Genomic DNA, 12,596 nt, shown 5'->3' with positions numbered 1-12,596 from the left:
CATTAAGAAAGGCTTATTCTTATGGACACTTGCGCATCCCTCGTCTTTTCTGGTGTGCAACCAAGTGGCAATTTGCATCTTGGTAATTACCTAGGTGCAATTAAGCGCTGGGTTGAACTGCAAGCATCTTATACATGCCTTTATTGTGTTGTGGATATGCATGCATTAACCGTTAACCCTGACCCACTCACCTTAGAAAGCTCAACCCGTGCAGTTACAGCAGCCTTTTTAGCTGCTGGTATTGACCCACAAAAACATATTGTATTCAACCAATCACGGGTTTTTCAACATGCTGAATTAGCGTGGATCTTTAACTGTATTGCCCGCATCGGTTGGCTCCAACGGATGACACAGTTTAAAGATAAAGCTGGAAAAAACCGTGAGCAAGCATCTGTTGGGCTTTTTGCCTACCCAAGCCTTATGGCTGCTGACATTTTGCTCTACCGTGCAACACATGTTCCAGTAGGAGAAGATCAAAAGCAGCATATTGAACTCACACGTGATATTGCGCAAAAATTTAATCATGATTACGCTGAGCGGATTGCACATTTAAATGTTGGCATCCCCATACAAGAGGGAGAACCCATACAAGAGGGAGAAAACAAAGAACAAGGCTTTTTCCCAATACCAGAAGCTCTTCTTGGTGATACGGGCATGCGCATTATGTCTTTACGTGATGGCACAAAGAAAATGTCAAAATCAGATCCTTCAGATTTTTCACGAATTAATTTAACTGATGATGCTGATCTTATCGTTCAAAAAATACGCAAAGCAAAAACAGACTCCGCCCCCCTTCCCGATGAGCTTACTGCTCTAGAAGGGCGTCCAGAAGTTGACAATTTACTTGGTATTTATGCAGCCTTTGCGCAAATCAGTAAAGAGAAGGCGCTTTTAGAGTTTTCAGGTCAACAATTTTCGCTTTTTAAAGCGACTTTAGCTGATCTTATCGTCCATAAATTGGCACCAATTACGCAAGAATTACGCCGTCTTCATCAAGATAATGCTTATATTGATTCTGTTTTGCGTGATGGGGCTGAGCGTGCTAGCCTATTGGCTGAAAATACAATGAAACACGTTCGTGAAATTGTTGGCTTTTTATATCATTGATAAACAATAAGTTTTGATTGAAAAAATACAGCCGATGCCAAGTGCAAACTAAACCACGCTTGATGCAAACAATACCCCTTGTTGCCCTTTGTTAGGTTAAGTGCCCCCATATCTTCAAGTGCAAATATATATTATTCATGAAGGAACAAATGCTTGATAACGTGCATTTTAAACCTTTAAAAGCAGTTCTTTTAATAAAACTGCTTATGCATGCAAATTCAAAAACGGATAAAATTTGCAAATTGATTAACAAGCATCAAGATATCGCTACCATGTTTTACCTTCTTCATGATAACATAAAATAGGTGAGCTTATTTAAATCATTAATCGTCAATAGAAGGTGTTTTTACCATTATCGTGCTTCTAAACGATTTTTTGGAATAAAAATATTGAAACGATTATATCAATATTTAAATTTTTTTTGCGTTAATTGTTTCCTTAAAGCTTACGCAACAAAAGGATAATATATGTTTATTCAAACTGAAACCACACCAAACCCTGCAACACTTAAATTTTTACCAGGCCGCGTGGTCCTTGCCAAAGGTGTGTTAGAGTTTCATAACAGCAAAGAAGCTGATCAAAATTCACCTCTTGCTGCTAAACTGTTTACAATTCCCAATGTCAGCAGTGTCTTGTTAGGACATGATTTCATTGCTGTAACAAAAAATGACGGGGAATGGCAGCATCTCAAACCAGCGATCTTGGGCACAATTATGGAACATTTTCTTTCCAATGACCCAACTGTTATCAATGATGCCACTCTCCAAACACAAGCACCTGAAGCGTATGAAGAATTTTATGACGAAAAAGATGCAGATATTGTCATGACAATTAAAGAGATTCTTGAAACACGTGTTCGCCCAGCTGTTGCCAATGATGGTGGGGATATTACTTTTCGTGGTTTTGAAGACGGTATCGTTTATTTAAATATGCGCGGTGCGTGCGCTGGGTGCCCATCCTCAACAGCCACGCTCAAACACGGAATTGAAAACCTTTTGCGCCATTTCATTCCAGAAGTTTTAGGCGTTGAAGCCATGCCACAAGATGTTATTCTATAAATTTGAAAGTACCCCCACCCAAGCAAATAGAAACAAGCAAATAGAAAAAAGCCATCTTGTACAAATATCCCATACCAATCATTTGCTGAAAATCATTTTTTAAAAGCTATGGGAACTTGCTATTTATGTATCGCAAACTGTTGCAACCTATCAGCACAAAAAATATAGCAGGAGAACAGACAGGCAGTTAAAGAAGACCAATAGGCTTGCATTACACAAAAGAAGTCTGCACCACACGAAAGTCTGCGTTATATAAAGACATTATACAAAGATCACCAAAAGCGCGTGAAATATAAAGTTGTAAATACAACAATGCTTCAAGGTATAAGAATACCTTGTAATATACATGCTTCATGAGGCTTTAAAACACTTGTAAGACTTTCAAAACACAATAAAAAACGGGCCAAAATGGCCCGTTTCTTTTTACCTATGGGTTTAAGGAGCTTAGAAATCCATTCCGCCCATTCCACCCATTCCGCCGCCACCCATTGGAGGCATTGGAGTTTCTTTTTTCGGAAGTTCAGCAACCATTGCTTCTGTGGTGATAAGAAGGCTGGCAATTGATGCAGCATTTTGCAAAGCTGAACGCACAACTTTAACTGGGTCAACGATCCCCAAAGAAATCAAATCACCAAATTGACCTGTTGCAGTGTTGTAACCAAAAGTGTCTGAATTATTTTCAAGCACTTTGCCAACAATAATTGCTGCTTCTTCACCGGCATTAGTCGCAATTTGGCGTGCTGGAGCTTGTAGAGCACGACGGACAATATTAATACCAGCTTCTTGGTCTGCATTGCTTCCTTTAACAGTAATTGCGTTTGCAGCCCGCAAGAGTGCAGTTCCACCACCAGCAACAATACCTTCTTCCACCGCTGCACGCGTTGCGTTCAAGGCATCATCAACACGGTCTTTCTTTTCTTTCACTTCAACTTCTGTTGCACCACCAACACGAATAACGGCAACACCACCAGCAAGTTTAGCAAGTCTTTCTTGCAGTTTTTCGCGGTCATAGTCAGAAGTTGTTTCTTCGATCTGTGCTTTAATCTGGCTTACACGAGCACTGATTTGCGCTTTTTGTCCAGAGCCATCAACGATGGTTGTGTTCTCTTTAGAAATATGCACTTTCTTTGCACGGCCTAGCATATCTAAAGTGACATTTTCAAGCTTAATGCCAACATCTTCAGAAATAACCTGACCTGATGTCAAAATTGCAATATCTTCTAACATTGCTTTACGGCGGTCACCAAAGCCTGGTGCTTTAACAGCACAAATCTTCAAACCACCACGCAGTTTATTAACCACAAGCGTTGCCAAAGCTTCACCTTCCACATCTTCAGCAATAATGAGAAGAGGCTTACCAGACTGAACAACAGCCTCAAGAACAGGAAGCAAGGATTGAAGATTAGACAATTTCTTTTCATGAATAAGGATGTAAGGATCGTCGAGATCAGCCACCATTTTTTCAGCATTTGTGACAAAATAAGGTGAAAGGTACCCACGATCAAACTGCATACCTTCAACGACTTCTAATTCCGTTTCAGCAGTTTTTGCTTCTTCCACAGTGATAACACCTTCATTGCCAACTTTGTCCATAGCATCAGCAATGATTTTACCAATTTCTGAAGCACCATTAGCAGAAATCGTTCCTACTTGCGCTATTTCAGCAGAAGTTTGGATTTTTTTCGCTTTTTTGAAAAGGCTTTCAACAACTTCTGCAACAGCAGAATCGATCCCACGCTTGAGATCCATTGGGTTCATACCAGCAGCAACAGCTTTTACACCTTCTTGCACAATAGCTTGACCCAAAACAGTTGCTGTTGTTGTTCCATCACCAGCAATATCGTTGGTCTTTGAAGCAACTTCACGCAACATCTGTGCGCCCATATTTTCGAACTTATCTTCCAGCTCGACTTCTTTTGCAACGGACACACCATCCTTCGTGATACGAGGTGCACCAAATGATTTGTCAATCACCACATTACGGCCTTTAGGACCGAGTGTTACCTTAACAGCATTAGCAAGGATATCAACACCGCGCACCAAGCGCTCACGTGCTTCACGGCCAAATTTGACTTCTTTAGCAGCCATTTAATTTCTCCTTGGATATAATAAACGAAACAAATTGAGAGAATGGATTAACCCAAAATCCCCATAATGTCGGATTCTTTCATGATTAAGAGTTCTTCACCATTAATTTTTACTTCGGTTCCAGACCATTTCCCAAATAAGATGCGGTCTCCTGCTTTAACTTCGAGAGGCACGCGCTTTCCATTATTATCAAGAGCGCCATTGCCAACAGCGATTACCTCACCTTCCTGAGGTTTTTCCTTTGCTGTATCGGGGATGATAATCCCACCAGCGGTTTTATTTTCAGATTCAACCCGACGAACGACAACACGATCGTGAAGTGGGCGGAATTGTGTGTTAGCCATGTTTTAAACCCTTAAAACTTAGTATAACTGATTAATCTTAAATTTTATTAGCACTCTCTAGTGGTGAGTGCTAGTAACAAATTTTATATAAAAATATTGATCCATAATGTCAAGGATTCTAAATAAAATAATTCATTTTACATTGATTCTAATTGGCTCTTTGATTCTGGTCAAAAAATGCTTATCTTTTACTAAACTAATGAATATATATATTAAGGGATTTTATGATGGTTAAAACACGCCAAGAAACCGATAGTTTGGGGACAGTTTCGGTTCCTCATGACCGTTATTGGGGAGCACAAACAGAACGTTCTCGACATAATTTCAATATTGGCTCAGAAAAACAGCCTCTTTCATTGATTTATGCTTTAAGTCTTATCAAAAAAACAGCAGCTCTTGTGAATATGCAAAAAGGGAAACTCTCGCAAGACATAGGGCAAGCGATTGTCACTGCTGCTGATGAAGTGCTTTCTGGTGCATTTGATACACATTTCCCCCTCGCTGTTTGGCAAACAGGGTCTGGCACACAAAGCAATATGAATGTCAATGAAGTGATCGCCAATCGCGCTAGCGTGCTTTTGGGTGGAACGCTTGGCAGCAAAGCACCCGTGCACCCTAATGACCACGTGAATATGAGCCAATCGTCAAACGATTCTTTTCCAACAGCGCTTCATATTGCCACCACACTGCAAACACGCCAACATTTTTTTCCAATTCTTGATACTCTTATTGCCAGTCTTCAAACAAAAGAAGAAGAATTTGCAGACATCATAAAATTGGGGCGCACGCACACGCAAGATGCCACCCCGCTTACTTTAGGGCAAGAATTTTCAGGCTACCGTGCTGCGCTAGAAGCCAACCGCCAACGCATTGAAATGGCTCTTATTGATGTTCAAATGCTTGCGCAAGGGGGAACTGCCGTTGGAACAGGCCTTAATGCACCAAAAGGATTTGATGTTGCATTTGCTGAAACAATTAGTCCACTTACAGGAGTAACTTTCACAACCGCCAACAACAAATTTGAAGCTCTCGCTCACCATGGGGCCCTTGCCAATTTCCACGGAAGCTTAAATGCACTGGCAGCTGATTTGTTTAAAATTGCAAATGATATTCGTTTCTTAGGATCAGGACCACGCTCAGGCTTAGGCGAATTGAGCTTGCCAGAAAATGAACCTGGTTCTTCCATTATGCCAGGAAAAGTCAACCCCACCCAATGCGAAGCTTTAAGCATGGTTGCCTGCCAAGTCTTTGGAAACCAGACGAGTGTGACATTTGCTGCAAGCCAGGGCCATTTTGAACTCAATGCCTTTAAGCCTGTTATTGGTTATAATGTTTTGCAGTCTCTCTCACTTCTTGGTGACTCTATGCGTTCCTTTGATACTAACTGCATCAAAGGGTTGCGTGCTAATACAGATCATATCCAGTCTCTTCTTGAGCGTTCTCTCATGCTCGTTACAGCGCTTGCGCCAGAAATTGGTTACGAAAAAGCTGCTGATATTGCTAAAACAGCCCATAAAAATGGAACAACCTTACGGGAAGAAGCTTTAAAAGCCGGAATTACTGAAGCTGACTACGACCGACTGGTTGATCCAAAGAAGATGATCCACTCACAATAAGGCTATTTTATGTTATGGATGAATTGATGTCATGATGAATGACAGTTTCACGTTATAATATCGGGTCGTTCACGGCCCAAATAGTCTTTTATTTTTAACAATTCAAGTGCTGCTAGAAATAAAGGTTGAAGTACTTTTTGCAGATCTTGAGTATATTTGCGGGGGTCGCTTTCATACTGTTCCAGATAAATGCGTACAGTTGCTCCCCCCGTTCCTGTTCCAGATAAACGCACGACCAGTCGTGCCCCATTTTCAAAAAACACCCGCACCCCTTGCCCTGCACTTATACTATCATCAATGGGGTCATGGTAGGCAAAATCATCACAGTGTGTCACAGTTAACCCGGCAATTTTTGCCCCTGCTAAGGGCAACAATGTGCGCACATGTTCCATCATCATATAAGCTTTTTGTGCTTCAACATTTTCATAATCATAACGTGAATAATAAAAACGCCCATATTTGTGCCAGTGTTTTTGTACAATTTGTGCCGCTGTTTGCCCTGTTAGAGCCAAAAGATTTAGCCAAAACAATACGGCCCATAAACCATCTTTTTCGCGCACATGGTGTGAGCCTGTTCCAAAGCTTTCCTCACCACATAAGGTAACTTTTCCGGCATCTAAAAGCGTACCAAAAAATTTCCATCCCGTTGGCGTTTCAAAAAGATTGATCCCCTTTTCTTGTGCCACAAGGTCAGCAGCACGCCCTGTTGGCATTGAGCGTGCAATTCCAACAATGCCCTGGCGATACCCTTTAATCAGGTGCGCATGTTCTGCCATAATAGCCAGTGAATCAGAAGGCGTGATAAATTGTTTGCGACCAATAATGAGATTGCGATCACCATCACCATCAGAAGCAGCGCCAAGATCAGGCCCAAGATCAGGCCCTTGATCAGACATGAGCAAACGATAAAGGTCCTTTGCATGCACCAAATTAGGGTCAGGATGAGAGCCCCCAAAATCTGGTAAAGGGGTTTTATTGACCACTGTTCCTTGAGGAAAGTTTAAGCGCTTTTCAAAAATCTCTTGCGCATAAGGCCCTGTAACTGCGTGCATAGCATCAAACCGCAAGGTTAAGCCCTTTTTCACTGCTTGAAAAATGCAGTCAAAATCAAAAAGCTCTTCCATTAAAGCAGCATAATCTGCCACAGGGTCGATAACATCTACCTGCATGGAGCCAATAAAACTTCGCCCTTGTGTTTCTAAATCAATGTCTGGAGCTTCAACAATTTTATAAGAAGAAAGATGTTGCGATGCTGCAAAAATAGCATCACACAAATAATCAGGTGCCGGGCCACCATTGGAAATATTATATTTTATACCACAATCACCATTCACACCGCCAGGATTGTGGCTTGCTGATAAAATAATCCCACCATGTGCATGATATTTGCGAATAAGGTGCGACACAGCAGGTGTCGATAAAATGCCCCCTCTTCCCACCTTAACACAGCCCACACCATTTGCAGCCGCCATTTTTAACACAAGCTGAATAAGGCTGTCGTTTAAATAGCGCCCATCCCCACCAAGGATGAATAATTTTCCCTCAAGAGGTCCAACACTGTTAAAAATGGACTGAATAAAATTTTCAACATAATGGGGCTGTTGGAACACAGATACCTTTTTGCGTAAACCAGATGTTCCCAGTTTTTGATCATGAAAAGCTGTTGTCAAAACAGTGTTGACGATCATAAAAATAACCTTCCTACTATTTTCTCAACTTGAAAGGGAACATCTGCTACAATCAGCGTCTCATCAAATAGCTTATCTTACACAGAAACTTCCCACACCACCTTTTTAGTTAAATGATCGCCCCCCCTGCAGCCCTTTTTATTTAAGGGGCTACCTATTCGAGCAGCTTTCATTCAACCTTTTTGCCAAGCATGAAATACTTGCAAATTTATCACAATCTACTACACTTCCAACATTCGTCGTTGAAAAACAAAAACCGTTTTTGCAACACAATCCCAAAAGGCTTATAGGAGCGTAATTATGATAAAAAAACAAGTTCCCAACGTAACTTTCCACACACGTGTACGGGATGAATCAGTCGGCGGGGATAATCCTTATCGGTGGCAAGATGTCAATAGTGACACTTACTTTAAAGGGAAACGGGTTATTCTTTTTTCTCTCCCGGGAGCGTTTACACCCACTTGTTCAACCTTTCAGCTTCCTGATTTTGAAAAACTTTATGACGAATTTAAAAAAGTCGGTATTGATGAAATTTACTGCCTTTCTGTTAATGATTCCTTCGTGATGAATGCTTGGGGTCAAAAGCAAGGCATTAAAAATGTGAAATTGATCCCTGATGGTTCTGGGGAATTTACCCGTAAAATGGGAATGCTCGTTGCTAAAGACAACCTTGGCTTTGGAATGCGCTCATGGCGCTATGCAGCGGTCATTAATGATGGGGTTATTGAACAGTGGTTTGAAGAAAAAGGCTATTCAGATAATTGCCCAACAGACCCATACGAAGTCTCATCACCACAACATATCTTAAAAGCACTTCAAGGTTAAGTGTTAAACAAAGATCACTTCTTTAAAGAAGATCACATTTTTTAAAATGCACATTAAAACAGCACAAACCGCCTTTAAGGAATTTGTGCTGTTTTTGTAGACCTGTATAGAACCGTCAAAAAGGAAAAACGTCTTCTTTTTGAGCTTCCAAAATGGCCTTCACTTCTTCAACCATTTGATCTTCTTTAACGGTTATTTGCGCTGGGCGACTTTCACGCCATGTTTGATTATCTTCAATTTCATTAGCTAAACGTGCACCTTCCACCAAATCTTTAATCTGAACCTCCCTGTACTGGCGTTCTTGTGACCCTTGAATCACCACACAAGGTGCACGGCGCCGATCCGCATACTTCATTTGTGCTTTAATACCCGACTCCCCTAAATATACTTCAGAGCGAATGCCTGCATTGCGCAATTGCTTCACCATGTTCTGATAACGCGCAACACTGCCTGGCTCTTGATCCATTACCAACACCACAACCGGGCCTGTTTTTTCTTCCAAATGCAATTTTCCATAGCTGCGCAAAGCTACCATTAAGCGTGACAAACCAAGTGAAAAACCCGTTGCGGGAACGTTGTCATTACGAAAGCGTGCGACCAACCCATCATAGCGCCCACCCCCACCAATAGATCCAAAGATAATCCTTTGCCCATAATTATCAAAAACATGAAAAAGCAATTCAGCTTCAAAAACAGGCCCCGTATAATAATCCAACCCTCGCACAACTGACGGATCAATCTTTATGCATTTCTGATAACCATTGACGTCAAAAATTTCTTGCATTTCCTCAAGTTCGCGAATCCCTTCACACCCACGAGGATGATGACCAATCATTGTCTTGAGTTTCTGTATTCTTCCTTCTGCAGTTTCACTGCTCATATACAAAAAATTAAGGATAGCATTAATCTGGTCATCAGTTAACCCTGCTCCTTTCGTGAAGTCACCGCTTTCATCCAAACGACCCTCCCCCAAAAGCAACTTCACTCCTTTCAAACCAAGTCGATCAAGCTTATCGATTGCTCTAAAAACAATTAAGCGTTTGTTAGCCTGTTCATCTCCCCCCAAACCAATCTGCTCTAAAACAGCATCCAAAATTTTCCGATTACTCACACGAATGACATATTCACGGCGCTCAAGTCCTAATTTGTCTAAAACATCTGCTGCCATCATGCAGACTTCTGCATCAGCAGCCACTGTAGATGCTCCTACAATATCAGCATCCAACTGCATAAATTGACGAAAGCGTCCTGGCCCCGGCTTGTCGTTACGAAAAACAGGTCCAATACGATAGCTACGATAAGGTTTTGGTAAAACTTCAAAATTCTCAGCAACATAACGAGCAAGAGGCGCTGTGAGATCATAGCGCAAAGACATCCACTGTTCGTCATCATCTTGTAAAGAAAAAACACCTGCATTCGGGCGATCTACATCAGGCAAAGACTTTCCAAGCGCATCTGTATATTCAAAAATCGGTGTTTCAAGCGCTTCAAAACCATAAAGTTCATAAACTTCACGTATCTGAGCCGTCATTGTTTCAAGCGCCTGTAACTCTATACCTTTACGATCAATTAATCCCCGTGGTAAACGCGCTTTAGTTTTTTTTTGTTTCGTAGACATATGTTTCTCTATTCAGCAATGTATATTTACGCATAACTCTGTGTTTTCACGAACGATCATGTCTAACTTATCGAAATGAACGCTGCAAGACTTTATATAACCTGTGGTTATAGACAATGATCTGATTTTAACCTAACAAAAGAATATACCCCCATTATCATCAGTTTCTACCCGCACACCAAAGCATCACCCAATATATGCCAAGGTTTAGCTATATTGTTTCTCATTTGTTGTTTCTTTATGTTCACGCATAACCTCACATTTGTGTAAGATGCTATTGCAATTCAAAATAGACACCGCAGTAATTTTATACTGCCTTGTGGTAGTATACACCGTCACCCCTTTTTATTACCTGCCAATCACGTTGCTATCATGTTGCTATCATGTTGCTTTTCCCAACAAACAGGTATCATTAAATCGATCTCATTTTCATCAAAGACTTCCTAGATTTGTGGCAAAACTTCAAACGATAGATGTTTATGGCTATAGTGCCTTACTACCGTTTTAAGAAATTCTTTTTGTCTTAAGAAACTTTTTTACATCAATACGCAAAGAGAAGATGCACCTTAATCAAATTAGAAAGTGTTTTAAAGTGATGAAACTTTGGTAAAAAACAACGCAAACTAAATAAAACCCGCCTTTTCTCAAGAAAACAATAATACCAGACTCTTTTAATCAATATTGACAGCCATTCAAAAAACACTATTCATCGTATAAAAACGTCCTTTTTTAACTTAAGAAAACACATATTCTCCCTATCTTAAAAGATGCGTTTGGCAATGTATGAGATGAAATGTCGTCTTTAAAAGACTTAAGGAATAACATGAAAATAACAATTTTTGGTGGTGGAATTTGGGGAAGAGCTCTTGCATTTGCTTTTGCACATAAAAATGAAGTCTGCATTGTTTCAAGACGTAATATCACCCCTGCACTAGACCCTTTAAACAAAATATTGAGTCACAATTCTCATTCAATCATTTCACAATGTTCCTTAGACGAGAGTTTAGATTCTACACTTTTTGTCATTGCTATCAGTGTGCAAGCTTTAAGAGAATGGTTTGCTCACACACCTTTGAAAAAAGACTCAAAAATACTCATCACAAGCAAGGGAATTGAAGAAAATAGTGGAGCATTTGTCAGTCAAATTGCCAAAGATTTTATTGCTCCAGAAAATCTTTGTTTTTTAGCAGGTCCAAGCTTTGCTAAAGAAATCATTCTCGCTCTCCCATGTGCCTTAACTATTCATTCGCATAATTTTATCCTTGCTCAAGAATTTGCAAGTAGAATGCCTGACTTTATCAAACCCTATATTGAAAATGACATCATTGGTGGAGAAGTGGCAAGTGCATATAAAAATGTCATTGCCATAGCGGGTGGAATTTGTGACGGATTGCAATTAGGTCAAAATGCTAAAGCATCTCTCCTATCGCGTGGACTTGTAGAAATGTATCAATTTGCAGAACATTTTGGTGCAAAAATGCAAACTTTCTTAGGGCTGTCTGGTGCAGGTGACCTGTTCTTAACAGCAAATTCCCTTCTTTCCAGAAATTACCGTGTTGGGTTAGGATTAGCGCAAAACAAACCTTTGCAAAACATTCTAAACGATCTAGGCGAAGTAGCAGAAGGTATTAAAACTTCTAACGCAATTACTCAAATTGCTCAAAGAGAAGGAATTTATGCACCTATCGCTACAGAAGTTCAAAAAATCATTCAAGGCAAAAACCCTTTAGAAAGTATGAGAACTTTGATGAAAAAGTGAACTTTAAATAACGTTCTAACAAAGAAATTTTATTCAATTTTAAGCAAAACTTTAAAAGTAGGCAGCAATGTTTACGGCTTTTGGCACCATAATAGCCACATACAGTTGCAATAACAGTACTGATAAGACCTATCTATCTAGTCTCTTTGGTAATATATAAATATTTTTTCTATACTTAAGTCTATTACAAAAATTCACCCCATTTGAAAAAATTATTTAAGCGTATTCTCGACCTCTAACAAAGAATATTAAAGAATATTCAATGTAAAAGTTTTTTATACACTTTATCATTAGAGAAGAGTTTATTTTATCATCTAACATTTTTGCATGATACAAGCGCGAATTAGCTAAAAACAGAGTGACTATACACATTACTTAAGCGTTAGTGTTTAGCCATATTCCAGCTGTCAGAAGTAAGTAAGATCTGACAAGAAAGCCTTTTCTTTTTTCATAAGTGTTTTTATTGTCCTAGTGTAATATGCACGATAACCAA

The 12,596-nt window shown here is 40.0% G+C and carries 9 protein-coding genes; 5 read left to right on the top strand and 4 right to left on the bottom strand.

The window, feature by feature from the left end; all coding sequences use genetic code 11:
- The first annotated feature begins 21 nt into the window (after positions 1–21).
- Together trpS and GGR10_RS05700 are read left to right on the top strand one after the other, a co-directional pair.
- The gene (gene trpS / locus GGR10_RS05705; protein ID WP_182480302.1) at positions 22–1,107 is read left to right on the top strand and encodes a tryptophan--tRNA ligase; all 1,086 of its coding nucleotides are present in this window, start codon (positions 22–24) and stop codon (positions 1,105–1,107) included.
- A gap of 467 nt (positions 1,108–1,574) precedes the next feature.
- Positions 1,575–2,165 carry a NifU family protein gene (locus GGR10_RS05700; protein WP_010704262.1) on the top strand — a complete coding sequence of 197 codons (591 nt, stop codon included), beginning with the start codon at positions 1,575–1,577 and terminating at the stop codon, positions 2,163–2,165.
- 444 nt (positions 2,166–2,609) lie between these two features.
- Here the strand turns inward: GGR10_RS05700 and groL are convergent, their stop codons facing one another.
- Entirely contained in the window at positions 2,610–4,253 is a 1,644-nt protein-coding gene (gene groL, locus GGR10_RS05695; protein ID WP_010704263.1) for a chaperonin GroEL, read from the bottom strand.
- Between the two features lie 47 nt (positions 4,254–4,300).
- Positions 4,301–4,597, bottom strand: coding sequence for a co-chaperone GroES (gene groES / locus GGR10_RS05690; RefSeq protein WP_010701621.1), 297 nt, complete (start codon positions 4,595–4,597; stop codon positions 4,301–4,303).
- Positions 4,598–4,824: 227 nt separating this feature from the next.
- Between groES and fumC the strand changes: the two genes are divergently transcribed.
- The gene (gene fumC, locus GGR10_RS05685) at positions 4,825–6,213 is read left to right on the top strand and encodes a class II fumarate hydratase (RefSeq protein ID WP_034990181.1); all 1,389 of its coding nucleotides are present in this window, start codon (positions 4,825–4,827) and stop codon (positions 6,211–6,213) included.
- Between the two features lie 47 nt (positions 6,214–6,260).
- Here fumC and GGR10_RS05680 read toward each other — a convergent pair whose 3' ends face one another.
- Complete coding sequence (locus GGR10_RS05680; RefSeq protein WP_182480301.1) at positions 6,261–7,901, bottom strand: alpha-D-glucose phosphate-specific phosphoglucomutase; 1,641 nt, start codon at positions 7,899–7,901, stop codon at positions 6,261–6,263.
- A 300-nt stretch (positions 7,902–8,201) separates the two neighbouring features.
- Between GGR10_RS05680 and GGR10_RS05675 the strand changes: the two genes are divergently transcribed.
- Positions 8,202–8,726, top strand: a complete 525-nt coding sequence (locus GGR10_RS05675; RefSeq protein ID WP_010704267.1) for a peroxiredoxin — start codon at positions 8,202–8,204, stop codon at positions 8,724–8,726.
- A 115-nt stretch (positions 8,727–8,841) separates the two neighbouring features.
- Here GGR10_RS05675 and hisS read toward each other — a convergent pair whose 3' ends face one another.
- Entirely contained in the window at positions 8,842–10,344 is a 1,503-nt protein-coding gene (hisS, locus tag GGR10_RS05670; RefSeq protein ID WP_182480300.1) for a histidine--tRNA ligase, read from the bottom strand.
- An 823-nt stretch (positions 10,345–11,167) separates the two neighbouring features.
- Between hisS and GGR10_RS05665 the strand changes: the two genes are divergently transcribed.
- A complete protein-coding gene (locus GGR10_RS05665) occupies positions 11,168–12,103 on the top strand; it encodes an NAD(P)H-dependent glycerol-3-phosphate dehydrogenase (RefSeq protein WP_182480299.1) in 936 nt (311 codons plus the stop codon).
- The last annotated feature ends 493 nt before the right edge of the window (positions 12,104–12,596 follow it).

Origin of the sequence: Bartonella chomelii (assembly GCF_014138465.1) — a bacterium.
In the GTDB taxonomy this organism is placed as follows: Bacteria; Pseudomonadota; Alphaproteobacteria; order Rhizobiales; family Rhizobiaceae; genus Bartonella; species Bartonella schoenbuchensis.
This window is presented reverse-complemented; position numbering and strand designations above follow the sequence as displayed.